Annotated in this window: 19 protein-coding genes and 1 tRNA gene; 18 read left to right on the top strand and 2 right to left on the bottom strand. The window is 60.6% G+C overall.

The window, feature by feature from the left end:
• Positions 1–14: 14 nt before the first annotated feature.
• The 7 genes from H2170_15925 to H2170_15895 all read left to right on the top strand — a co-directional run bounded on the left by H2170_15925 (position 15) and on the right by H2170_15895 (position 10,479).
• Positions 15–2,381 (top strand): chemotaxis protein CheW, encoded by a 2,367-nt coding sequence (locus tag H2170_15925; protein ID MCS6301557.1) that lies wholly within the window; start codon positions 15–17, stop codon positions 2,379–2,381.
• Between the two features lie 14 nt (positions 2,382–2,395).
• Positions 2,396–2,857: a chemotaxis protein CheW gene (locus H2170_15920; protein ID MCS6301556.1), complete on the top strand. Its 462-nt coding sequence runs from the start codon at positions 2,396–2,398 to the stop codon at positions 2,855–2,857.
• Between the two features lie 48 nt (positions 2,858–2,905).
• Positions 2,906–4,987: a PAS domain-containing methyl-accepting chemotaxis protein gene (locus H2170_15915; protein MCS6301555.1), complete on the top strand. Its 2,082-nt coding sequence runs from the start codon at positions 2,906–2,908 to the stop codon at positions 4,985–4,987.
• 238 nt (positions 4,988–5,225) lie between these two features.
• Positions 5,226–5,663, top strand: a complete 438-nt coding sequence (locus tag H2170_15910) for a BLUF domain-containing protein (GenBank protein MCS6301554.1) — start codon at positions 5,226–5,228, stop codon at positions 5,661–5,663.
• Between the two features lie 337 nt (positions 5,664–6,000).
• Positions 6,001–6,462 carry a hypothetical protein gene (locus H2170_15905; GenBank protein MCS6301553.1) on the top strand — a complete coding sequence of 154 codons (462 nt, stop codon included), beginning with the start codon at positions 6,001–6,003 and terminating at the stop codon, positions 6,460–6,462.
• 464 nt (positions 6,463–6,926) lie between these two features.
• On the top strand, positions 6,927–9,515 hold the full coding sequence (locus tag H2170_15900; protein ID MCS6301552.1) for an ABC transporter permease: 2,589 nt from the start codon (positions 6,927–6,929) through the stop codon (positions 9,513–9,515).
• Between the two features lie 247 nt (positions 9,516–9,762).
• A complete protein-coding gene (locus tag H2170_15895) occupies positions 9,763–10,479 on the top strand; it encodes an MFS transporter (GenBank protein ID MCS6301551.1) in 717 nt (238 codons plus the stop codon).
• A 150-nt stretch (positions 10,480–10,629) separates the two neighbouring features.
• Here the strand turns inward: H2170_15895 and H2170_15890 are convergent, their stop codons facing one another.
• Positions 10,630–10,815, bottom strand: a complete 186-nt coding sequence (locus H2170_15890) for a hypothetical protein (GenBank protein MCS6301550.1) — start codon at positions 10,813–10,815, stop codon at positions 10,630–10,632.
• Here H2170_15890 and prfB point away from each other — a divergent pair.
• The 7 genes from prfB (at position 10,814) to H2170_15855 (ending at position 17,911) form a co-directional block, all read left to right on the top strand.
• Positions 10,814–11,905, top strand: a complete 1,092-nt coding sequence (gene prfB, locus H2170_15885) for a peptide chain release factor 2 (protein MCS6301549.1) — start codon at positions 10,814–10,816, stop codon at positions 11,903–11,905. The two genes, H2170_15890 and prfB, sit on opposite strands and share 2 nt — an antisense overlap.
• Positions 11,906–12,109: 204 nt before the next feature.
• On the top strand, positions 12,110–12,997 hold the full coding sequence (locus H2170_15880; GenBank protein MCS6301548.1) for a 50S ribosomal protein L11 methyltransferase: 888 nt from the start codon (positions 12,110–12,112) through the stop codon (positions 12,995–12,997).
• Between the two features lie 315 nt (positions 12,998–13,312).
• Positions 13,313–13,798: an acetyl-CoA carboxylase biotin carboxyl carrier protein gene (gene accB / locus H2170_15875; protein MCS6301547.1), complete on the top strand. Its 486-nt coding sequence runs from the start codon at positions 13,313–13,315 to the stop codon at positions 13,796–13,798.
• Between the two features lie 111 nt (positions 13,799–13,909).
• Complete coding sequence (accC, locus tag H2170_15870) at positions 13,910–15,274, top strand: acetyl-CoA carboxylase biotin carboxylase subunit (GenBank protein MCS6301546.1); 1,365 nt, start codon at positions 13,910–13,912, stop codon at positions 15,272–15,274.
• A 129-nt stretch (positions 15,275–15,403) separates the two neighbouring features.
• On the top strand, positions 15,404–15,853 hold the full coding sequence (locus tag H2170_15865; protein MCS6301545.1) for an Asp23/Gls24 family envelope stress response protein: 450 nt from the start codon (positions 15,404–15,406) through the stop codon (positions 15,851–15,853).
• 18 nt (positions 15,854–15,871) lie between these two features.
• A complete protein-coding gene (locus tag H2170_15860) occupies positions 15,872–16,282 on the top strand; it encodes a hypothetical protein (GenBank protein MCS6301544.1) in 411 nt (136 codons plus the stop codon).
• Positions 16,283–16,417: 135 nt separating this feature from the next.
• Entirely contained in the window at positions 16,418–17,911 is a 1,494-nt protein-coding gene (locus H2170_15855; protein ID MCS6301543.1) for a hypothetical protein, read from the top strand.
• A 292-nt stretch (positions 17,912–18,203) separates the two neighbouring features.
• On the opposite strand, the gene H2170_15850 is transcribed toward H2170_15855, so the two are convergent.
• A tRNA-Gly gene (locus H2170_15850) sits at positions 18,204–18,277 on the bottom strand.
• Between the two features lie 159 nt (positions 18,278–18,436).
• Here H2170_15850 and H2170_15845 point away from each other — a divergent pair.
• From H2170_15845 to purU, 4 genes are all read left to right on the top strand, one after another.
• Positions 18,437–19,621, top strand: coding sequence for a type II secretion system F family protein (locus tag H2170_15845; protein MCS6301542.1), 1,185 nt, complete (start codon positions 18,437–18,439; stop codon positions 19,619–19,621).
• A 52-nt stretch (positions 19,622–19,673) separates the two neighbouring features.
• Positions 19,674–20,933, top strand: coding sequence for a sigma-54-dependent Fis family transcriptional regulator (locus H2170_15840; protein MCS6301541.1), 1,260 nt, complete (start codon positions 19,674–19,676; stop codon positions 20,931–20,933).
• A gap of 119 nt (positions 20,934–21,052) precedes the next feature.
• Positions 21,053–24,298, top strand: a complete 3,246-nt coding sequence (gene carB / locus H2170_15835; GenBank protein ID MCS6301540.1) for a carbamoyl-phosphate synthase large subunit — start codon at positions 21,053–21,055, stop codon at positions 24,296–24,298.
• 14 nt (positions 24,299–24,312) lie between these two features.
• A complete protein-coding gene (gene purU / locus H2170_15830; protein ID MCS6301539.1) occupies positions 24,313–25,176 on the top strand; it encodes a formyltetrahydrofolate deformylase in 864 nt (287 codons plus the stop codon).
• The last annotated feature ends 176 nt before the right edge of the window (positions 25,177–25,352 follow it).

Genomic DNA, 25,352 nt, shown 5'->3' with positions numbered 1-25,352 from the left:
ACCCCGCCATGTCGATGAACGAATCTCTGCAACAGGAATTGGTTAAAGATCTCCTCGTGGAAAGCTACGAGGGCCTCGATCTTTTTGATCGCGAACTGCTCGGCATCGAGCAGGGCGAAGGCGGCCTCGCCCGCCTTAATATCGTTTTCCGCGTTATCCATACCATCAAGGGCACGGCTGGCTGTATCGGCCTTGGGCGCATTGAGAAGCTCGCCCATGCGGGCGAGAACCTGATGAGCATACTGCGTGAGGGCAAACTCGCCGTCTCCGGTGAAATTGTCTCCGCCTTGCTTTCAATGTCCGACGCCCTGCGCGGCATGCTGCGGGTGTTGGAGTCCACCGGCGCGGAGAGCACCGAGGAGCACGCCCCGTTGTTGCTCCTGCTGGCCAAACTCCAGATCCCTCCGGTCGCCGCCGCGCCGGCTCCGGTGGTGGCCAAGGCTAACTATGGCCTCTTCGAGGAAGCCGACGAGGTGCCTGCCGTTGCGAGCGCAGTGCCCGCCGCTCCTGAGGCACCCGCTGCAAGTTCCCCCGAAGCGGCCGGCTCCGCGGAGTGCGCAGCCGAGGCCGCGCCCGAGACAGGCGAGGCGGCGTCTGCCCCCGTCGTCGTGCCTGCGGCTGTTGCTGCGGCCGCAGCCCCGATGCAGGCCCGCCAGCCGGCACCCGAAGCGCCAGCAGCCGATAACTCCGGCCGCGGCGGCGTGGCCGACAGCGCGATCCGGGTGGATATTAACCAACTCGACAAGGTCATGAATCTGGTCGGCGAACTCGTGCTGGCCCGCAATCAAATCGTCTCCAACACCACCGTGTTTGACCAGGCCGCGCTCACCACCGCCGCCCAGCGCCTCAACATCATCACCACCGAGTTGCAGGAAAGTGTGATGAAAACCCGCATGCAGCCCATCGGCAATGTGTGGGCCAAGTTCCCCCGCGTCGTGCGCGACGTCGCCAAGGATCTCGGCAAAAAGGTGCGCCTGGTCATGCAGGGCCAGACCACCGAGCTCGACCGCACCATCATCGAGGCGATCAAGGACCCGCTCACCCACATCGTGCGCAACTCCATTGACCACGGCATCGAGGCGCCCGAGCGCCGCACCGCATGCGGCAAGGTCGACGAGGGCCTGCTGTCCCTGCGCGCCTTCCACGAGGGTGGTCAGGTGATCATTGAGATCATGGACGACGGCCACGGCATCGACCTGGAGCGCGTCAAAACCAAGGCGGTATCCAAATCCCTCATATCCCCCGAGCAGGCCGCCCGTATGAGCGACCGCGAGGCGATCAACCTCATTTTCCTCCCCGGCCTGTCCACCGCCGAAAAGATCTCCAATGTCTCCGGCCGCGGCGTCGGCATGGACGTGGTGAAAACCAACATCGAGAAAATCGGCGGCTCGATTGACCTGCAGACGCAGGCCGGCCAGGGCACCACGTTGCGGATCAAAATCCCGCTCACCCTTGCGATCATCCCTGCGCTCGTCGTCACCAGTGGCGGCGCCCGCTACGCGATTCCCCAGGTGAGCCTGCTGGAGCTCGTCCGGCTCGAGGGGGCCACGGCGCGCAAGGGCATTGAAAAACTCTGCGGCTCGCCCGTCTACCGGCTGCGCGGCAACCTGCTGCCGCTCGCCTACATCAACGAACAGCTTGGCACCGCCCCCGGGTTGGGCCGCAGCCCCGGTGATGATGATGTGATCAACATCGTCGTGCTGCAGGCCGATGGCCGTCCCTTCGGCTTGGTGGTCGATGAAATCAACGACACCGAGGAGATCGTGGTTAAACCGCTCGGCAAACAGCTCAAGGGCATCTCGTGCTTTGCCGGTGCAACCATCATGGGCGACGGCCGCGTGGCACTCATCATCGATGTGGTCGGCTTCGCCCAACACGCCCGGGTGGTGGGCGAAACCCGCGAGCGCGCCGTCGACGTGGTCAAGACCTCCTATGTCGCCGATAGCGACAGGCCGAAATCGCTCCTGCTCTTCAACGTCGGCGGCAAACGGCGCATGGCCATCCCGCTTTCGCTCGCCGCCCGGCTCGAAGAATTCCCGATCACCCAGATCGAGCACACCGGCGACTCCGAGGTCGTCCAATACCGCGGCCAGATCATGCCGCTGATTCGGGTGTGCAAGTACATCAGCGGCGGTGTGGCAACCGAACCGGATGCAGAAAAGTTGTCGGTGGTGGTGTATTCGGAAAAGGGCCGCTCGGTGGGCTTCGTGGTTTCGAGCATCAACGACATCGTGGAAGAAGCCTTCAAGGTGCAAAGCCACGCCTCGGGGCGCGGCCTGGCCGGCTCGGCCGTGGTCCAGGGCCACGTCACCGACCTGCTCGATGTGCCCGGCCTCATCCGCAACGCCACACCGTCTTTTTACGACACCATCGCCGCCTGATCCTTTAACCCCCCATGTCCACCGCCAACCAATACTGCACCTTCTACGTCGACGGCCTGTTCTTCGGCGTCGAGGTCCTGCGTGTCCAGGAGGTCATTCGCTTCCAGGAAATGACCCCTGTGCCACTTGCTTCCAACGTCGTCAGCGGCCTGATCAACCTGCGCGGGCAGATCGTCACCGCCATTGACCTGCGCCGCCGCCTCGCGCTGGCCGACCGCAATTCATCCGAATTTCCCATGAACGTCGTCATTCGCACCGACGATGGCGCCGTGAGCCTCCTCGTTGACCACATTGGCGACGTGTTGGAGGTCGATGCGGAAAGTTACGAACGACCACCCGAAACCCTCAGCGGCATCGCGCGCCAACTGGTGCGCGGCGTCTATAAACTCAAAGGCAACCTCCTGCTCATTCTCGACACCGACCAGACCGTAGACCTCACCGAAAAATCGGCCTCCGCCAACGCCAAGGCCGCCTAATTCAAACTTCATTTTCGACCTCATCAACCACCTCACCCGTACCTCACCATGCTCAACATCGACTCCGCTATGAACGCCTCCGCTCCCGCCTCAGCCAAATCCCAAGCCCCCGTCAAAACGCCTGCTCCGTCCACGCCCGGTGCGGCCAAAGCCGTCGCGGCACCCAAAAAGAAAACCGCCCCCGCCGGCACTTCATCTTCAGCCGCTGAACTCGCTGATTTGCGCGGAAAAATCGCCGCGCTCGCCAAGGTGCAGGCGATCATCGAGTTCAACCTCGATGGCACGATTATCACCGCCAATGAAAACTTTTTGAACACGGTTGGCTACACCTTGGCTGAAATCAAGGGCCAGCATCACAGCCTCTTTGTCGACGCGACCTACCGTGAAAGCCAGGCCTACAAGCAGTTCTGGCGCGACCTCAATGACGGCAAGTTCTTCTCTGCCGAGTACAAGCGCTTTGGCAAGGGCGGCAAGGAGGTCTGGATTCAAGCCAGCTATAACCCAATCTTTGATGCGAACGGGAAGATCGTGAAGGTCGTGAAGTTCGCAAGCGACACCACTGCGGCCAAACTGGTTAACGCTAATTACGAGGGCCAGCTGGCGGCGATCTCCAAGGCGCAAGCGGTGATCGAGTTCAACCTCGATGGCACCATCATCACCGCCAACGATAACTTTTTGAACACGCTCGGCTACACGCTGGCGGAGATCAAGGGTCAGCATCACAGCCTTTTTGTCGAGCCGGCCTACCGTGAAAGCCAGGCCTACAAGCAGTTCTGGCGCGACCTCAATGACGGCAAGTTCTTCTCTGCCGAGTACAAGCGCATCGGCAAGGGCGGCAAAATCGTATGGATTCAGGCATCGTACAACCCCATTGCCGACCTCAACGGCAAGCCATTCAAGGTCGTCAAGTTCGCCACCGACGTGACCGCCGCCAAGACCGAGTCGATCAACAACGAGCGCCAGCTCGCCGAGGCCAACCGCAACCAGGCCGTGATCGAGTTCGACGCCACCGGCACCATCCTCAACGCCAACGATAACTTCCTCAGCTGCCTGGGTTACGGCCTCGACGAGATCAAGGGCAAGCACCACCGCATGTTTGTCGATCCGGCCTACGCCGCCTCCGCCGATTACTCGCGGTTCTGGGCCGATCTCGGCACAGGCAAGTTTCAAACCGCCGAGTACAAGCGTTTTGGCAAGGGCGGCAAGGAGGTATGGATTCAGGCCACCTACAACCCTCGTTTTGACTCCACCGGCACGGTGAACAAGGTGATCAAATTCGCCTCCGACATCACCCCGCGTAAGCAAGCCGAGGCCAGCCTCAAGCTCACCCTCGAAACCGTCTCGCAGAACGCGCAGTCGCTCAGCTCCGCCTCCGAGGAGCTCTCCGCGGTCGCCCAGCAGATGAGTTCGAACTCCGAGGAAACCGCCGCGCAGTCCAATGTGGTCGCCTCCGCCTCCGAGCAGGTCAGCAAGAACGTCGCCACGGTTGCCACCAGCGCCGAGGAGATGAGCGCCTCCGTGCGTGAAATCGCCAAGAACGCCAATGACGCGGCGCGCGTTGCCACCACGGCGGTCAAGGTCGCCGAGGACACCAACCAGACGATCTCCAAGCTCGGCCAGAGCTCCATTGAGATCGGCAAGGTCATCAAGGTCATCACCTCGATTGCGCAGCAGACCAACCTACTCGCGCTTAACGCCACCATCGAGGCGGCCCGAGCCGGCGAGGCGGGCAAGGGCTTCGCTGTCGTGGCCAACGAGGTGAAGGAACTGGCCAAACAGACCGCCGCCGCCACCGAGGACATCAGTGCCAAGATCGAGGCGATTCAGGGCGACACCAAGGGGGCCGTGACGGCGATCGGCGAAATCGCGAAGATCATCGGCCAGATCAACGACATCTCCAGCACCATCGCCAGCTCGGTGGAGGAGCAGTCGGCCACCACCAACGAGATTGCCCGCAACGCCAGCGAGGCGGCCAAGGGCAGTACCGAAATCTCGCGCAACATCACCAACGTGTCCACGGCTGCACGCAGCACCACCGAGGGCGCCAACAACACCCTGTCCGCCGCCACCGAACTGGCCCGTCTCGCCGCCTCCCTCAAGAGCGTGGTCGATGCGGCCACCAAGAAATAACCCTGCAGCACCTCGGCCGGCACCCAGGTTCACCTCACCCGCCCTCGGGCGGAGGAGCTACCTTCGGGCCGGCCGGATTCGCAACACCCAGTAGCGCAGGCTTCCAGCCTGCTTCAAGTCAGCTGCGGTACGCCCTAGCAGCCGAGTTGGAAGTCTGCGCTCACCCCTGCAATTCAGCCAACACGGAACCCTGGGGTCCCCTGTTGGCTGTTTTTATTTGGTCACTCCCCCTCTATTTATGAAACTCGTCCAGCTCATCTATTGCAGCCAGGTCACCGGAAGGCTGACCCTCGATTCGGTCCAGTATATCCTCAACAGCGCGTCGAAAAAAAATTCGGCCCGCGGTATCACTGGGTTTCTGGCCTTCAATGAAAGCAATTTTCTGCAGGTCATCGAAGGAGATTCGTTGGCTGCGAATCTGTTGTACGGCTCGATTTGCCGCGATCCTCGGCACCACGGCGTGCACCTGATCAGTTTCAGGGAGATCGAGGAGCGCCAATTTCCCCATTCCGCCATGGGGGACTGCAATTTGACGATGGTGGATTCCTCCGCGATTGAGCGTTATGTGGACAGTGCGGTTTTTGAGCCGACCAAGCTATCGGCGGAGGTGGCGTTGGGGTTACTCCAGACTCTGGATACGCTGCGCAGGGCCGAAGGCGCCCCGCATGGATTGTAGGCGGGGGTGTTAAGCAGCGCAGGCGTCCAGTCGGCTCCCGGTGCGCGTGCAGACTGGAAATCTGCGCCACGTCGGCCCACCTGCAGCCATCGTTTCGTTTAAAGCGCCGCGGGTTGGGCGTCAGATTCCAAGCGTCGGATCGATCAGGGGTATATTGCACGCGTTTGCCTGGCGACGCTTTGGTGGGAGCGCCGAGCCCCAGCTCGGGCTTTGCAGGTTCTCGCTTCGCTGCACCGAGCCGAGCTGGAGCTCAGCGCTCCGATTTTTAGCTGCCACGCGGCACGTTGGCGGGCATTCCCGACTTGCGCGCGGGCGACCCGCCGATGCAATCAGCGAAATGAAGGTCATGTTTACGCCTAAGGAATACGCCCGTTTGCTGGAACTCGTGCATCTGGGGATGCGTGTGGTGGAGGGGCGCCAGGGCGAGCAAGCCCCGGCGTTTGCCCGCTATGCCGAGTTGGAGCAAAAGCTCTACGAGCTGGCGACCCCCTTGGGCTGTGCCGACTTGGTTGATATCGGCGATCGCGGCCAGCCGGTAGCTTCCGAAAAACTGCTCGGCGACGAACGCTTGGCCAAGCTGGCGGGCGACTACGATAACGACACGTTTTGGCGCGAGTTGGTCACCCGCCTGGCCGACCGCGATCTGGCGACTGAACAGATTCTGCGCGCCGTGGAGGGCCATGGAGGCCCGGCGATCGACGGCGATGCTCGTTTGGACCAGCTTGAGGAGGGCTATTGGGACGAGTTTGAGACCCATGACCTCGCCCATGTTTTTGTTCTGCGCGGCGGCCGGGGCTGAGTTCGCGCAGTCCAGGCGAGTGCGCGGCGTGCGTTTTGTACCAAAACCCCAAACGAACGGGACTTTTTTAACGCTAAGTCGCCAACGCTAAAATTTCGCAAAGTATTGCAATTAAATGACTTCATTTCGCTTCTTCGCGTACTTGTGCCTTTGTGTTAAAGCCTAAAGTCGGAACGTGTAGGGTATACATGGATTGATTCTTCCGTGTGGTCCTGTGTTCCGTGGGCAACAACTCCGTGTTCCCTGGTTCGCAGAGTAGTTCCACCGCTTAGCCTGAACTCCGAAGCTGATCATCGCGATCTGGCGCAACCTGCTGGGCACCTGACCGTTCATTCACCCACTCGCAGCACTATTGAGTGCACCTCGGGGATTCACTCACGATCATCTGCTCCAGCATCTTGCGCCAGCTCATCGTTGCCAGCTTCGGAGTTCAGGCTTAGGCTCCCTGTTCCGTGCTCAAACCAATGAATTTCATCCTCAAAATGGCCTGGCGCGACTCGCGCACTTCGCGTCGGCGGCTCGCGCTGGTTTCACTCTCGATCGTGCTCGGCGTGGCCGCGCTGGTCGCCATCGGCTCGTTCAGCGCAAACTTGCGTCACGCCATCGATGCACAGGCCAAATCGCTGCTCGGGGCTGATCTCGCCGTCAATTCGCGCTCAGCGATTTCCGCCGAGGCGCAGGCTTTTCTCGCGGGGTTGGGCGGCGAACAGGCCAGCGAGGTCTCGTTCGCTTCCATGGTGGTTTTCCCCTCTGCGGGCAACCAGACGCGGCTTGTCACTGTGCGCGGCTTGGCGGGTGGGTATCCGTTTTATGGTGAGGTTAAAACAACCCCGCCGAATGCGATGGCGCGTTTGCCGCAGGGCGAGGTCGTGGTGGTGGAGGAAACGCTGCTGCGGCAGTTTGGCCTAAAAGTCGGCGATCCCCTCAAGTTGGGGGAAAAGGTGTTTAGCATCGCGGCCGGTTTGGAGCAGTTGCCGGGCGACTCGGCGGCGGTGGCCACCCTGTCTCCTCGAGTCCTAGTGGCGCGTGCCGCTTTGGCGGATACGGGGCTTCTGCAACGCGGTTCGCTGGTGCGTTACCGGGAGTATTTTAAGTTCGGCTCCAAAGTGGATGCCGAGGCGCTGGTCGGGCAAAACCGTGAGCGCTTCCGTGAGCTGCGGCTGGACGTGGACACGGTGGAGGAGCGGCGGCGCGAGTTGGGGCAGGCGCTGCAAAACGTGCAGGGTTTCCTGAGTCTGGTGGGGTTCGTGGCGCTGGTGCTGGGGGCGATCGGGGTGGCCAGCGCGGTGCATGTCTATGTGCGCCAGAAAATCACCACGGTGGCGGTGTTGCGCTGCCTCGGGGCGAGCGCGTGGCAGAGTTTTGCGGTGTACCTGGTGCAGGGCCTGGCGCTGGGTTTGGGCGGAGCGCTGGCGGGCGCGGCGGTGGGCGTGGCGGTGCAGTTGGGCTTGCCGACGCTGGTGAGGGGGCTGCTGCCGTTTGAGGTGGAGTTTTTTGTGGCGTGGGCGGCGGTGGGGCGTGGGTTGGCGGCGGGTGTGCTCGTGGGCGGGTTGTTTACCCTGCTGCCGTTGCTGGCGGTGCGGCGGGTGTCGCCGCTGGTAGCGATCCGCTCGGCGTTTGCTGAGCGGGCGGGAGCGGGCGATCCGTTGCGGTGGGTGGTTTATGCCGCGATCGGCCTGGCGGTGGCGGGTTTCGCGGTGTGGCAAACGCAGCGCTGGACTTGGGGACTTGGGTTTGCCGGGGCGCTGGCGGTGAGTTTCGGGTTGTTGGCGGCAGCGGCACGCGGGGTGGCCTGGGCGGCACGGCGGTGGTTGCCCAAACGCCTGCCTTACGTGGTGCGGCAGGGCGTGGCCAACTTGCATCGGCCCAATAACCGTACCGTGCTGCTGTTGCTCTCGCTGGGGCTGGGCACGTTTTTGCTGCTCACGCTCACCTTGTCGCGCGAAACCTTGCTCAGCCAGATCCGAAGCACCGAGGGCGGGGCGCGGCCCAATCTGCTGTTTTTCGATATTCAGGACGACCAGTTCGCGCCACTGGAGGCGTTGCTCGCTGCCGAGGGCGCGCCGGTGCTGGCGAGTGCGCCCATCGTGACGATGCGGCTGCTCAGCTTGAAGGGGCGGAAAATCGAGGCGCTGCTTAAGGATAAAACGGTGGGCATTCCCGCGTGGACGCTGCGGCGCGAGTACCGTTCCACCTATCGAGGCGCGTTGTCCAAAACCGAGACGTTGGTGGCGGGGCGCTTCACGGGGAGTGTCGCGGGTGGCGCCATGGGTAACTCAATGGGCAACGCGGCCGGTGGCACGGCGGGCGGTAATGGGGTGGTTAACGAGGCGGTTATCCCCATTTCCATGGAGGAAAAGCTCGCCCGCGACATGCAGCTGGGGCTGGGCGACGAGGTGGAGTTTGACGTGCAAGGGGTGCCGCTAAAAACGCGCATCGAGAGCTTGCGGCGGGTGGATTGGCGGCGGATGTCGCCCAATTTCTTTGTGCTGTTTCCCGAGGGTGTTCTGGAGGGGGCGCCGAAGTTTTTTGTGGTGGCGACGCGGGCGGCGGATGCGGCCGAGTCGGCGCAGGTGCAGCAGGCGGTGGTCGCCGCGTTCCCGAACATCTCGGCGCTCGATCTGGCCCTGGTGCTGAAAACCTTGGATGGGATTTTCGAAAAGGTTCAGTACGTGGTGCAGTTCATGTCGTTGTTCACGGTGGCGACGGGGTTGATCGTGTTGGTCGGCGCGGTGGCGACGGGGCGGTTTCAGCGGATTCAGGAAACCGTGTTGCTGCGCACGTTGGGGGCGTCGAGGGCGCAGCTCGTGCAGATCCAGCTGGTGGAAAACACCGTTCTCGGCGTCCTCGGTGCGCTGGTGGGGGGCGCGCTGGCCTATGGCGCCAATGCGGCGCTGGCGGTGTGGGTGTTCAAGGCGCCGGTTATCCTGCCGCACGCGCCGTTACTGGGTGCGGTGGTGGTGGTGTCGGGTGTGACGGTGGCCACCGGTTGGTGGTCGGGCCGGGGGATTACGCGGCACCCTCCGCTGGAGGTGTTGCGCCAGGAGGCGTGAGGGGCGGGGGACGAGCCGGATCGTTTTGGCGGTGAACTCCCTGCGCTCACGCGCAAGGCCACGCGGCGTTTGGCTCCTGTTGGCGGAGCGTGGGCCTGGGCGTGAGCGGGAGGGACGGCGGGTGGCTGACACGGGTTATTCGCTTCCACTTTGCGCGGGTGGTAAAGGGCGGGGTGCACCGTGCGGGTTAACTTGAGGGAGGCCTTTTCTTTTGGCCGTTTTCATGGTTCATTTCGAATTTCACCCCATGTCGAACGCGCCCGCCAAAAAGGAAAACCTGCTGGTTAACCTGGTTTTCAATATCCTGATCCCCACGCTGATTTTGTCGAAATTGAGCGCCGAGACGCGGCTCGGTCCGGTGGGTGGGCTGCTGTTCGCCTTGGTGTTTCCGCTGGGCTATGGCGTGTGGGATTTCATGGCGCGGCGTAAGGCTAATTTTATCTCTATCCTTGGCTTTATCAGCGTGTTGCTGACGGGTGGGCTGGGCTTGTTGCATGTGGGGGGATTGGGGTTCGCGATCAAGGAAGCGGGTGTTCCTGCGGTGATTGGGGTGGCGGTGCTGGCCTCGCTTAAATCCAAAACTCCTCTGGTGCGGACGATGCTTTATAACGACCAGGTTATTGATGTGCCTCGGGTGGATCAGGCCCTCGATGAGCAGGGTAATCGCTTCGCCTTTGAGCGCCTGCTCGTGCACGCCAGTTACCTGTTGGCCTTGTCGTTCCTTATTAGTGCGGTGCTCAACTTCGTCCTGGCGATTTATCTGTTAAAAAGTCCGCCCGGGACGGCTGAATTTAACGCCGAGTTGGCCAAGATGCATGTGCTGAGCTGGCCGGTCATCGTCGTCCCGAGCATGGGAATGATGATGTTTGTGTTGTGGCGTTTACTGGGCGGGATCAAACGCATCACCGGGCTGGAGCTGGAGGCGATTTTTAAGACTCCGACGGAAAAATCGCCCAAGGCCTAATAGGCCGTAACATCGTTCTTGCCGGAGAGTGACCAGGATGCGCTTAAGCGAAATACGGATTTTAACGCAAAGACGCGAAGGTCGACCCGAAGTACGCCAAGTAAGGCCGCGACTTACTTGGCGATCTTTGCGTCCCTTTGCGCCTTCGCGTTAAAACTCCGCGTCGGGGGCCGTCAGTTTGACTGCGGCTGCCTGATCGCGGCGGAAACACGCGGCACGGGCGCTTTCGTCCTTGCGCCGCCCGCCCGCCGTTGCGCTTATCGCTTTTTCTTTAAAGCCATGGTCTCCCCCGAAACGTTCAACCACATCGAAAACATCAAGAAGCGCGCAGGGCATCTATGGAGGTTTCTTTGACTGCGAACAAAAGCTTCGCGAAATAGAGGCTCTTGAGGCCCAAATGGGCGATCCCACCTTCTGGGATAACAACGAGCGCGCTCAAAAACACATCGGCAAGGTCAACGCACTCAAACGCGCCGTCCTGCCCGTGGTCGATTTCCGCAAACGGGTGGCCGACCTCGACGTGATGCTGGAGCTCATCGACGCCGGTACGCCCGACGAAAAGGACGAATTTGGGGCAGAACTCACCACCCAGGTCGACGCCATGTTGCCCGAACTCGACAAAATCGAGATCGGCGCATTCCTCACCGGGCAGTTCGATCGCAACAACGCGATCTTCTCGATTCAGGCCGGCGCCGGCGGCACCGAGTCCAACGATTGGGCGGACATTCTTTATCGCATGTACAACCGCTGGGCCGAGCGCCGGGGCTTCGATGTCGAGCTCATGGATGTGCAACCCGGTGATACAGCCGGTATTTCCAAGGCGACGATCCTCATCAAGGGGGAAAACGCCTACGGTTACTGCAAGGCCGAGCGCGGGGTTCACCGGTTAGTGCGAATCTCGCCGTTCGACTCCAATGCACGCCGCCACACCTCGTTTTGCGCGGTGGACGTGGTCTCGGAGATCACCGACGAGATCAAAATCGACATCCCCGAGAGCGAGTTGCGCATCGACGTTTACCGTTCCTCCGGCAAGGGCGGACAGGGTGTTAACACGACTGACTCGGCCGTGCGCATCACGCACATTCCGACCAACACGGTGGTGGTCTGCCAAAACGAGCGCTCACAGATTAAGAACAAGGCGGCCGCGATGAACGTGCTGAAATCCCGCCTCTACGAAAAGCGGCAGGACGAGCAGCGCGCGGAGATGGACAAGTTCTATGGCGACAAGGGCGAGATCGGCTTCGGCGCCCAGATCCGCAGTTACGTGCTTCAGCCCTATCAGATGGTGAAGGACTTACGCACGGGCGTGTCCACGTCCGACACCCAGGGCGTGTTGGATGGCGATATCGACCGGTTCATCACCGGGTGGTTGCGGGCCGGCTGTCCGCGGCACCGCAATAAGGATATTCAGATCGACGACGAGTGAGCGGCGGCGGGCCGTTCGGCCGAGCCGAATCGGGGTTGAGGGGTGAACTTCGGCGTGGCTTCGTGCGTGAGCACGAGGTGGCTTGGCCACCCTTTGGTGGTCTCAACTTCCTTGAGCTCACGCTCAAGGCCACTTTCCGGCCAGGCCCCTTCGCCGGAGAATGCGTTTGCATCGTGCGGGGGCGGCGCGGAGTCTGCGCGCACTATGAGTCTGTTTGAGATTAAAGCCGAGATTTCCCCCCAAGCGGTCGATGCCATCGACGAGGTGTTTCAGGAGCTTGGGGTCGAGGGCTGGAGCCTGCTGCAAGACGTGATCGTCCAGAGGGCCTGGATCGTGGGCATTTTTGCCGACTCCGTCGTGGGTCGGGCACAGTGGGCGGAGTTGGTGCCGCTCGTCGCAGGCTTTGGCGCGCTGGCGGAGCCCGAATTCCGCGAGTTGGCCGATCAGGACTGGCGCGATAGTTACAAGGCGCACTTTAAGGCGTCCCAGTTTGGCCGCCTGCATTGGGTTCCGGTCTGGGAGCGGGCCACGTTTCAACCGGCAGCAGGTGAGGTGGTTATCTGGCTGGATCCGGGCTTGGCCTTCGGCACGGGTAACCACGAGACGACCCGGTTGTGCTGCGAGCGATTGGTCGTTTTGGCCGATCAGGCCGGCGCGCGTGTGGGTGAGTTGCGGGTCATTGATGCGGGCTGCGGCTCGGGGATTCTCGCCCTGTCGGCCGCCAAGCTCGGATTTGGCCGGATCGTGGGTTTTGACAACGACGCCGAGGCAGTCCGGGTGAGCGAGGAGAATGCCGCCATGAACGAACTGACCGGCGCGGTGGACTTCTTTACCGGCGACTTGGTCAGCGGCTTGGCCGGCGGGCGCCAAGCCGAAGTGGTTTTGGCGAACATTCAGGCCGACGTGCTCATGCGCTTTGCCAACGAGTTGGTCGGCGCCGTGGCCCCCGGCGGGACCTTGGTCTTGAGCGGAATTTTGGCCATCGAATTGGAGAAGGTTCGGGCAGTGTTTGCGCAGACGGTGCCGGCTTGGAAAATCGCCAGCCGCGTGATGGGCGAGTGGAGCGATTTGGCGCTCACCCGAGTCGGCTAAGCGGTGGATTTTGGCTGAGCCGGGGATTAAAGGGCGTTTCTTCACCGAAACGCCCTTTGGGGGCCGGAATCGGACTGGTTTTGCAGGTAAAACGGGCTTTCCCCTTAGGTGTTTTTTATGGGGCGCATACCCCATGGCCGACTTTGGCGGGCACATAAAAACACCGTAAAAAGCGAGGTTGGGAGCGGTTTTTAGGGCAATTTATGCGTATTTTGGGGTTTAAAATCAAGTATTGCACAAACCGGCCGGTTCCATTTCAAAGTGGTCGTTCAGGATAGAAAACGTCACGTCAATTTCACTTAACCAAAGCACACCTTGGACCTTAAACAGATCAAACAAATCATCGACCTCATGACGCGCTCCGAACTGACCGAATTCGCGGTCGAGGAAGAGGGCTTTAAGTTGAAGATCCGTCGGGGTGCCAATGGCCTTCCGGTGGTCAGCAGCAGCCGTGTAGCTGAAGCTCCGGCCGCTCAAGTGGCTTACGCCGCTCCCGCACCTGCACCCGCCGCCGCTCCGGCCCCTGCCGCCGCGCCGGCCGCCGCTTCGGATGACGCCAGCATCATTTACATTAAGTCGCCGATGGTCGGCACGTTCTACCGCTCCGGCTCGCCCGAGAGTAAGCCCTACGCGGAAAACAGCACCAAGGTCGTCGAGAACTCGGTGGTGTGCATCATCGAAGCGATGAAGATCATGAACGAGATCCAGTCCGAGGTGAAGGGCGTTGTCGTCGAGGTCCTCGTCGAAAACGGCCAGCCCGTCGAATACGGCCAGAAGCTCTTTAAGGTTAAGAACGCCTGAGTTTCGTCGTTGTCCCTCCTCCATCCGAACCGCTGATCGTGACTGACTTCGCCGATTAATATTGGCGCATTTTAGTGCGAATCAGCGGTTTATTTATTACCCACATTTCTGATGATCCAAAAAATCCTCATCGCCAATCGCGGTGAAATCGCCCTCCGCATTGTCCGCGCTTGTCGCGAGCTCGGTATTAAGACCCTCGCCGTTTACTCCGAGGCCGACGTGCAATCCCTGCACGTCCAGCTGGCGGATGAGGCAATTTGCATTGGCGGTCCGCGCGGAGCGGACAGCTATTTGCGTGCGGACCGTATCATTGCCGCCGCCGAGATCGCCGATGTGGATGCGATTCACCCGGGTTACGGCTTTTTGTCGGAAAACGCCAAGTTCGCCCAGCAGTGCGAATCGTGTAACATCAAGTTCATCGGACCTAAGTCGAAGACCATCTCGATGATGGGCGACAAGGCCGTGGCCAAGGACACGGTTAAAAAAGCCGGCGTTCCCACGGTTCCCGGTTCGGACGGCCCGGTCGATAACGAGACCGAGGCGGTCAAGGTGGCGCGCCGGATTGGTTATCCGGTGATCATCAAGGCGGTCGCCGGCGGCGGCGGGCGCGGTATGCGTATCGCCCACAACGACATCTCCTTCGCCAAGGAGTACCATGTTGCCCGCAACGAAGCGGAAAAGGCCTTCGGCAACGGCTCGGTTTACATCGAGCGTTACATTGAAAAACCCCGCCACATCGAGTTCCAGATTTTGGCCGACAGCCATGGTAAGGTGCTGCACCTCGGCGAACGTGACTGTTCGATTCAGCGCCGCCACCAAAAGCTCATCGAAGAGTCACCGTCCCCGTTCCTGACGCCCGACTTGCGCAAAAAGATGGCCAAGTGCGCCGTAAAAGCCGCTGAGGCAGCTGAATACGAGAATGCCGGCACCATCGAGTTCCTCGTCGATGCCAAGGGTAACTTTTACTTCATCGAGATGAACACCCGCATTCAGGTGGAGCATCCGGTGACCGAGGAGTGCACCGGCATCGACCTGATCAAACAGCAGATCCTGGTGGCCAACGGCGAGAAAATCGCCTTCGACCAGGCCGATATCAAATTTGAAAAGCACGCCATCGAGTGCCGCATCAATGCGGAAGATCCGGCGCGCAACTTTGTGCCGTCGCCAGGCACCATCGGCCTCTATTACGCCCCTGGCGGCCACGGCGTGCGCGTCGATTCGCATGCGTACTCGGGCTACAACATCCCGCCCTATTACGACTCGATGATCGGTAAACTCATCTGCTACGGCCGCGATCGCCCGACTGCAATTCAGCGTACCTACCGTGCTCTCAGCGAGTACCTCATCCGTGGCGTCAAGACCACCATCCCGCTCCATAAGGCGATCATGTGTGACCCGACCTTCATCGAAGGCAAGGCGACCACCGCCTACATGGAGGACTTCTTCGCCCGCACCCCCACCGACCTGTTCACCTGAGAACGAGCTGGGGCTGAGTTGGTTGCGCTCCCGCCAGGTGCCGCCTGTTGCGGGAGTTTTTTTTGAAGCAAGCCCGTAGCCGCCCTTGCCTCCTTAGCGTGAAAGAGCATTTAAGTTATCTTTAATACCATGCAATCCTCCGAGTTCATTCCCACGTCCCGCTTCGACGACCAGCCGGAGCTCGGCGAGATTAAGATCAACCACAATGTCGTGGCCAGCATCGTCCGGCTCGCGGCCCTCCAAGTTCCCGGTGTTGCCGGCGTGGGTGGCGGAATCGTCGATGGCCTGAGCGAGCTTTTTAGCAAACGTCGCGAGTCCGACCATCGCGGCGTCCGGGTGAGCGAGACCGACTCCGACACCTACGCGATTGAGCTGCGGGTGATCATCAAGTACGGCGCTGAAATCGCCAAGACCGCCTACGAGGTCCAGGTGGCGGTGCGTAAGCAGGTGATCGCGATGACCGAGAAAAACGTCGCCAAGGTCGACGTCATCATTGAGGGCGTGCGCCTGCCGCATGACCCGGCTGAAGCCGCCGACAAGGCCGAGGACCTGTGGCCCGAGGCTCCGGCGACCGACTAAGCTGCGGCGTCTTTCGCGATGATCCCCGTTGAGCTTTTCGATTTTACGGCCACGCAGTATGTGCTCATTTGGAGCGCGTTGTCGTTGTTAGTCTTGTTGCTTTGCCTGCGCCCCCCAGCTTCGGTGACCCTGGTCGCCAACGACCAGGGAGAGCTACGGATTTCGCGCCATGCCTTGCACCGGCTGATCGAGACCTGCTGCGAGCAACTCCGGGGTGTTGCCACGGCCCGGGCAACGGTGGGGCGTCGAGGTGGCAAGTTTACCGTGACACTGCGACTCACGGTGCGCCCGAACGCCAAGCTCGACGCGATTCAGGGTTACCTCACCCAAGAGTTAGCAGAAATTTTTAAGGAGAACCTCGGCGTTGGCGAAATCGGCCGTGTTCAGGTCAAGGTAGTCGGCATCACGCGTGATCCGGCGGCCTTTTAGTCGGCCGCTGGGCGTTAGCTGGAGCCTGTCCCGAAAGCATAAAAACCTAGCAGTGAACTATTAGCATAAGTTTAATGATGCCTAAAGAGGGGTAATTCCCTGGTTTTGGTCAAAAAAAAGCCGCTATAATCGGCCATGAAGTCAAAACCCGTATCCGCCACCTCGGCCATTGCCCTGCAACGCTGGTTGCGTCCGGCGCTAACGCCAGTCGGTGCCAATAAAGATTACGCCGAGTTTCGCCAGCAATTGGAAGGACTCGACGCGTTGTTGCGTGGCAGCCACTTGGAGACGATGGCGATGGACTTTGCCAAGGCGGGGGCAGGCCAAGCCAGTGTCGCACAACTACGCCAGCGTATGGAGTTTGCGCTCAAAGCGTTACGCTTTGAAGTGTTGCGGGTGCATTTGGGCAACATATCCTTTCGCGAGCTTTCCCGTAGCATTGCCTCAAGTGATTTACTGGCGGATTTTTGCGGTGTTCGCACGCTTGAGGGAATCAAGGGGGCGTCCAAAAGTGTGCTGGAGCGGGCCTCGAAGTTTTTCACCGCCGAACAGGTGCGCTGGATGGGGCAAGTGTTGGTGGAGATGTGCGGCGAGAAGGATCGCGCCACTGAACTCGGGTTGAGCGCGCCGCTGGACATGGATGTTTGCCTCATCGACGGCACGTGCTTGGAGACCAACATCCACTTCCCGGTGGACTGGGTGCTGTTGCGTGATGTGTCCAAGACTTTGCTCAAGGCCATGATTTTAATCCGCCGCGCTGGACTGCTCCACCGTATGCCTGAAGAGCCGGAGTGCTTTGCCAAGCAGATGAACAAGTTGTGCATGTCAATGACCCACGCAGGCCGCCGCAACGACGCCAAGCGCGCGCGTAAACAGATCCTGCGCAAGATGAAGACGCTGTTACGCACGATCGGAGAACATGCCCGCCGCCACCGCGACCTGTTGGCGCAGAAGTATAGCCAAACCCATTACAGCCAACGCCAAACCAAGCGGATAACCACCCGCATCGACGCTATGCTCGGCCAACTGCCCGCCGTCATCAAGCAGGCCCACGAGCGCATCATCGGCGGACGCCCGGTGCCCAACGACCAAAAGATCCTCAGCGTGCATGAACTTGATGTGAACGTACTGGTTCGCGGCAAAGCAGGGAGCCAAGTCGAGTTTGGCAACTCGTTGCTGTTGAGCGAGGCGCTCTCCGGTTTAATCACCGACTGGCAACTCTACCAGGGCGCGGCTCCGGCAGAATGGTGCCAACTCGAGGAAAGCCTGGCGCGGCAGAACCGCTTTGACCTGAGTGCGCCGATTAGCGCGGTCGGCACCGACCGCGGCTTCGCCACCAAAAAAACTTCCGCAATGCTCAAGCAACAAGACGTTTACGATGCGGTATGCCCGCGTGATCCGCACGCGCTCAAGGAGCGTTTGAGCGAAAAACGCTTCGCCCAATTGCAGCGGCGCCGTTCGGCGACCGAAGCGCGCATTGCGATCCTCAAACAACGCCTCGGCGGACGCTTGCGCTGTAAAGGGTTTGCCAACCGCTACCGTTCGGTGGGTTGGAGTGTACTCGGTCACAACCTCTGGCTGGTGTCACGAATCCTTGCCGAGGAAATAACACTTCCGCTGGCCGCTTAATTCAATTTTCCGGCAAAAATGTGAATAACCCTGGGGCTCGCCCCGGCTTTGCCGTACCTTACTACCGCGCTTGGGGGCGGGAAAAATCGATTCGGGCCGCCGTTTAACGTCGCTGGGGTGATTCGTGCCACCTCGTTCGCCCGCAATCCCAATGGACCTCTGCGCACTTTTTAAAAATCCGGAAATTTGGGACAGGCTCTAGCTGGTGACGCGGGCACGCTCTGGGTGAATCTTCTGATTCGGCGGCTGAAGCCGGTTGAGCGCTTGGAGCGCTTGCGTTAGCCCGGTGATTTGGTGCGGTCGCCGGGAATCGAACCCGGGACACCTACTTGGAAGGAAGGAGTTTTACCTCTAAACTACGACCGCAGTGATATCACGGAGGAGTTTCCGCAGTTGTGGCCGTGCGGGTCAAGCTTTGGCTAGGGGGCGCACGGTGTAGCACTCGTTTAATGTGAAGTTTTTTACGCTCTGAGGGGTGAAAATGAGTTGTGGTTTTCGTGGACGGACCGCTATTTTAAAAGCGCAATGGCTTTCATTACGTCGGCATCCTCGGAGCAAAGCGCAAAAGTGGCACCTGCGGCTGGATCGAGGGGGAAAAATCAGGGTTTCTTGGCATCGCAGGCCCTCGCCAAGCAAAAGGCGTACGAAAAAAAGGCATCCAAGTACAAGTTGCCCCTCGGTGAACTGGCCATCTTCACCCAGCAGTTGTCCTCCCTCTTAAACGCTGGTCTGCCGTTGGTTCAGTGTCTTGAGGCGCTTCAAGATCAGACCGAAGATCCGGTTTTTCGAATCATTATCCGTGATGTCCGCATGGATATTTCTTCGGGTAATTCCTTTTCTTCGGCGGTGAAGAAGTTTCCCCGGTCGTTCAACTCCTTGTTTACCTCGATGGTCGAGGCCGGCGAAGCGTCGGGTGCGTTGGCGGAAATCCTTAGTAAGGTGGCGGTTTATTTTGAGTCCACGGTGAAGCTCACCAAAAAGGTCAAGTCGGCCATGACCTACCCGATCGCGGTCATCGGCTTGGCGGTCGCGTTGGTCAACGTCCTCTTGATTTTCGTGATTCCGGTGTTTGCAGCTATGTTTGCCGACTTCGGTGCCAAGCTGCCGGCGCCGACCCAGATGCTCATCGACATGAGCGATTTCCTGAAGGCCAACTTCTTTTACCTTTTGGCGGGGGCTGGCGCAGCATACTGGAGTTTTAACAAATTCATTTCAACGCCCCGGGGCCGGCGCCTGTGGCACGTGGGCCTGATGCGGGCGCCGATTTTTGGCTCGTTGATCCACAAAATCGCGCTTTCCCGCTTTTGCCGCACTTACGCCACACTGATGCGTTCCGGCGTACCGATTTTGCGGACGCTCGAAATCGTTTCGGCGGCCAGCGACAAGGTGCAGATCGAGGACGCCTGCATCGAAGTCGCCAAGCATGTTAGCCAGGGCGGCCAGGTTTCTGAGATATTGGCGATCAATACGTTTTTCCCCCCGATGATGAAGCACATGGTCAAGGCCGGTGAATCTACGGGCAATGTGGACGGCATGATGAACAAGATCGCTGATTTCTACGATACGGAGAGTGAGGCCACCGTTGCCTCGCTGACCTCGCTGATCGAGCCGCTCCTGATTGTTTTCCTTGGCGTTGTGGTGGGCGGAATCGTGATGGCTATGTTTTTGCCCATATTCAAACTGGGTGCGGTGGCGGGCGGCCTGGAGTAAGTGCTATAACTTGCCTTCTGCGCCTTAATACCGAAACTCGCGCTCTTTATTCATGTCCTCCGTTCTCATCGTCGACGACTTGCTCTCCATTCATGAAATGTTGGAGGCCGTGATTCAGCCCACTGGGTTTATCACTGCGTTTGCAACCGACGGAGAGAAGGCGTTGGCTCGCTACAAGGTCGAGCGGTTCGATCTGGTGTTGGCCGATATCGACATGAAGCCGATGGACGGCATCACGTTGCTGAAGCAATTGAAGGCCTACGATCCGAGTGCGGTCATCATCATCATGACTGCCTACGCGAGCACCGAAAGCGCGATTCAAGCGCTCAAATTCGGGGCGTTTGACTACATGCAGAAACCTTTCCGCGTGGACGAGTTGATCGCTACACTCAAGCGCGGGTTGGCGTTTCGGCAGGTCACTGCCGAGCGCGCCAACGATTCCGCGGCGCCCTCCGTCAAGGCGTTGGATGTGGATCATCGCCTTGTTGGGCAAGGTGCTTCAAATAAGCGGCTTATCCAGCAGGTGAAGAAACTCTCCACGGTGCGTACGCCCGTGCTGTTGCAAGGCGAGGCCGGTACGGGACGCACAACGGTGGCGGAAATCTTACACGCCGGTGGCGGAGCGCCTGAATCCCCCTTGGTGCGCATCGACTGCGCGCTGAGTTCAGCCTCAGAATTACGTGTCGGCTTGCTCGGGAGTAATGGCGCCGGTGGGGCCTGGGTGGAAAAGGCCCGGGGTGGTACGCTGCTGTTGCAAAACCTGCATGGGCTGGATCTCGCCACACAGCAGGAATTAGTGGGCGTATTGCGCAACACTTCGCATGGTTTCCGGCTGATCTGCACCACCACGGAGGATCTCGATAAACTCACCGACGAGGGGCGTTTTAACGATGAGCTGTTCTACCGCGTCGCTTCGCTGCCGGTGGTCCTGACCCCATTGCGCGATCGCATCGAGGACGTGCCGCTACTGGTGAAGCATTTTTTGGCAACGGCCTCTAACCCTTCCTTCGAGGCGCACCTGATTGAGTTTGCGCCCGATGCGCTCGAGGCGTTGCAGGCCTATCACTGGCCGGGGAATCTTTCCGAGCTGGGGCAGACGATCACCAAAATCGCCGCGACCACCTCGGTTCGTTTGGTTGGTGCCGAGCAGTTGCCGTTGCGGCTCAAGGAGGTTAAAGATTGGCCGGCGCTTGCCGACTTTCTGTCGGTGCAGGAGCGGCAGTATGTCGAAATGGTGCTCAATGCCTGTAAGGGCGACCGCGTTGCGGCTGCCAAGATCCTTGGGGTTGAGCAACTTAAGTTGACGAGCTGAGGGGTGTGAGCCGGGGGCGTTTGCCCGTGTTTTTTTTTTCGCCGGGGAGATGTCGGATCGAGCCGCCTTTCCGCTTGCCCCGGCACGGAGGCGGGGCAACCTCGCTGGCATTCACGCCCATGCCTAAACGCACCGATCTTCAGTCCATCCTTATCATTGGCGCCGGTCCTATCGTCATCGGCCAGGCCTGCGAGTTTGATTACTCCGGCACCCAGGCCTGCAAAGCGCTCCGCGAGGAGGGCTACCGCGTTATTTTGGTTAACTCCAATCCGGCGACCATCATGACCGACCCGGAGTTCGCCGATGTCACCTACATCGAGCCGCTCACCGTGGACAGCCTCGAGAAGATCATCGAGGTCGAGAAGCCATCGGCGCTGCTCCCGACCCTTGGTGGCCAGACCGCGCTCAATCTTTCGATGGAGCTGTTTAAGGCCGGTATCCTCGAAAAGCACGGCGTGGAGATGATCGGTGCCAAGCCCGACGCCATCAATAAGGGCGAGGACCGCGAGCTCTTCAAACAGGCCATGATCAAGATCGGCCTCGACGTGGCCCGCTCCAAGACCGTCAAGTCCATGGACGAGGCCCGCGCCGCCGCCGCGTCAATTGGTAACTACCCCCTCATCATCCGTCCGTCCTTCACGATGGGTGGCCAAGGCGGCGGTATTGCTTACAACAAAGAGGAATTCGAGCGCATCGTCACCAGCGGTCTCGACCTCTCGCCCGTCCACGAGGTTCTCGTCGAGGAGTGTCTGCTCGGCTGGAAGGAATACGAGATGGAGGTCATGCGTGACCACAAGGACCAGTGCGTGGTGATCTGCTCGATCGAGAATTTTGACCCGATGGGCGTGCACACCGGCGACTCCATCACGGTCGCTCCGGCGATGACCCTGACCGATAAGGAATTCCAGGTCATGCGCGACGCCTCCTTCGCCGTTATCCGCGAAATCGGCGTCGAAACCGGTGGCTCCAACATCCAGTTCTCCCTCGACCCGAAGACCGGCCGCCAGGTCGTCATCGAGATGAACCCTCGCGTGTCGCGATCCTCCGCGCTCGCTTCCAAAGCCACCGGCTTCCCCATTGCCAAGATCGCCGCCAAGCTCGCCGTCGGCTACACCCTCGACGAACTGCGCAACGACATCACGCGCCTGACGCCCGCCAGCTTTGAGCCGACCATCGACTACGTCGTCACCAAGATCCCTCGTTTCACCTTCGAGAAATTCCCCGACGCCGACGCCACGTTGACCTCGGCGATGAAGTCTGTCGGTGAGGCCATGGCTATCGGTCGTACGTTTAAAGAGTCGTTCCAGAAGTGCCTGCGCTCACTCGAAACCGGCGCGCGCGGCTTCGGCGGCGGCGGCGGCAAATGGGGCGGCGACGAGCTGCCCGACGACAAGACCATCCGCAGCAAGTTGGCCACGCCCAACGCCGAGCGCGTTTACTACATCCGCTATGCCTTCCTCGCCGGCTACACCTGCGATCAGGTTTTCGACCTCACCAAGATCGACCCCTGGTTCCTCATCCAGCTCAAGGAGATCTTTGACATGGAGCAGGAGCTCAAGAAGGCCACCCTCGCCACCGTCACCCCGGAGGCCTTCCGCCGCGCCAAACAATTTGGCTTTTCCGACGTGCAGCTCGCGCACTTTTTCAAGAGCGACCTCGGCAGCGTGCGCGCCGAGCGCAAGACCCGCGGCATCAACACCACCTATCGCCTCGTCGACACCTGCGCGGCCGAATTCGAGGCGTTCACCCCGTATTACTATTCCTCCTACGGCGACGAAAACGAGGTCGTGCCTTCGACCAACGGCAAGAAGAAGATCATGATCCTCGGCGGCGGCCCCAACCGCATCGGCCAGGGCATCGAGTTCGACTACTGCTGCGTTCACGCCTCCTTCGCCCTGCGTGAAATCGGCTTCGAGACGGTCATGGTTAACTCCAACCCTGAAACCGTTTCGACCGACTACGACACCTCTGACCGCCTCTATTTTGAGCCGCTCACCCTCGAGGACGTTCTTGAGGTTTACCAACAAGAGAAGTGCGACGGTGCGATCGTGCAGTTCGGCGGCCAAACCCCGCTTAACCTCGCCACCGCGCTCAAGGCCAATGGCGTTAACATCATCGGCACTTCGCCCGAATCGATCGAGGCCGCCGAGGACCGCAAGCTGTTCTCCGCCATCCTGGAAACGACCGGCCTGAAGTCCCCCGCGCACCGCACCGCGCTCAATGAGGCGGACGCCCTCGCTGCCGCCCACGCGATCGGCTTCCCCGTGCTGTTGCGCCCCAGCTTCGTGCTCGGCGGCCGCGGCATGTTCATCGTTTACAGCGAACAGGAGTTTCGTGACGTCGTGCGCCAGGCCTTCGACGTCATGCCCGGCAAGCCCGTGCTCATCGACAAGTTCCTTGAAGACGCCATCGAGCTCGACGTGGACTGCATCAGCGACGGCGAGACCTCGGTCATCGGCGGCATGCTCGAGCACATCGAATTCGCCGGCGTCCATTCCGGTGACGCCTCGATGGTCATGCCCCCGCACACGCTGTCGAAGGACATGCTCAACACCGTTCGCCAAGCGACCTACGCGCTCGCCAAGGCGCTCAAGGTGATCGGCCTGATGAACGTCCAGTTCGCCATCAAGGACAACCAGCTCTACATCCTCGAGGTCAACCCACGCGCCTCCCGCACCGTGCCCTTCGTCGCCAAAGCGATCGGCGTTCCCCTGGCCAAACTCGCCGCCAAGGTCATGACCGGCAAAAAACTCGCCGAGCTCGGCTTCACCCGCGAGCAGACCCCCAAGCACTGGTGCGTGAAGGAAGCGGTGTTCCCGTTTGTGCGCTTCCCCGGCGCCATGATCACGCTCTCGCCCGAGATGCGTTCGACCGGCGAGGTCATGGGCCTCGACGAGGACCTGGGCATCGCCTTCGCCAAAGCCCAGGCCGCCGCCAAACCCGGCCTGCCGGTTAAGGGCAACGCGTTCCTCTCGGTGAAAAATTCCGACAAGGACAACGTCGTGGAGCTCGCCCGCAACTTGGCGACCCTCGGCTTCGCCATCTATTCGACCAGCGGCACGGCCGACCACCTCGCCGCCAACGGCGTTGCGGTTAACCGTCTCTGCAAGATCGATGAGGGCCGCCCGACCGCCGTGGACATGATCAAGAACGGCCAGATCCAGCTCGTGATCAACACGCCCGGCGGAATGATTCCGCGCAAGGACGAGAACACGATTCGCCAAGCCGCCTACACCCATAGCGTGTGTATCATGACCACCATGACAGGCGCGAAGGCGGCCGTTCAGGGTATCCAGGCGCTCAAGAACAAGCGCGTCGGGGTGCGCCCCATTCAGAGCTACGTGGGCAACGTCGCCTTCGTCTGAGTTCACTGCGCTCCATGTCGTCCGCCGCCCCCGCCGCCACCCTCGTAGCCTTGTTGCATGGTCCGGACCAGCCGGGCTTGGTGGCGCGGGTGGCCGGCTGGATTTTCGAGCGTGGGGGCAACATCCTCCATGCGGACCAGCACCGCGACATGGAGGCGGGAATCTTTTTTCAACGCGTCGAGTGGGTGCCGTCCCACGGTGCCGCGTCGGCCGACACAGCGGGCTTCCATGCCTTCGCTGCCTCCCTTGGGATGCAGGCGCGGGTGACCGCCTCCAGCCATCGCCCGCGCGTGGCGATTTTTGTCTCCAAGTTCGACCACTGTTTCCACGACCTCGTGTTGAGGTGGAAGTCGGGCGATTACGCCTGTGAGCTTGTCGCGATCGTCTCCAACCATCGCGAACTCGAAGCGGCGGCGCGGGGCTATGGCCTGCCGTTTTATGTCATCCCCGTGACTTCGGCGACCAAGCCGGAGGGGGAATCCGCGCAACTGGAGCTCCTGCGCTCGCTCGATGTCGAGCTGGTGATTCTCGCCCGTTACATGCAGGTGTTGTCGGAGGATTTTTTAACGAAATTCGCCCGCCCGGTGATCAACATTCACCACTCGTTTTTACCGGCCTTTGCCGGCGGCCGTCCGTATCACCAAGCTGCGGAACGCGGAGTCAAACTGATCGGCGCGACCGCGCATTATGCGACAGCGGTGCTCGATGACGGCCCGATCATTCAGCAGGACGTCACGCGGGTGACGCACCGGCATGGCGTCGACGACCTCGTGCGCAAGGGGCGCGACCTAGAGAAAATCGTGCTCGCCCAAGCCGTGCGCTGGCACCTCGAGAGCCGCGTTTTGGTTTACGGTAACAAAACGGTGGTCTTTGACTGAGGTAGCGCAGGCTTCCAGCCTGCATCTGGAGTTTGGCCCCAAAACGAGTTGAGATCCGTCCCCCCAGCTAAGGTAGAAGCGTACCGCAGGTAGCAACGGCATGGGTTTCGATGCGTTCGTGGACGTGCGGGTGGCTGTTGCGAAGTCTGCGAAACTCTCCGGAGTGATCAGCTCAG

The organism is Opitutus sp. (assembly GCA_024998815.1).
Classification (GTDB): Bacteria; Verrucomicrobiota; Verrucomicrobiia; order Opitutales; family Opitutaceae; genus Rariglobus.
Note: the sequence above shows the minus strand (reverse complement) of the source record. Positions and strands in the feature narration are given on the sequence as shown.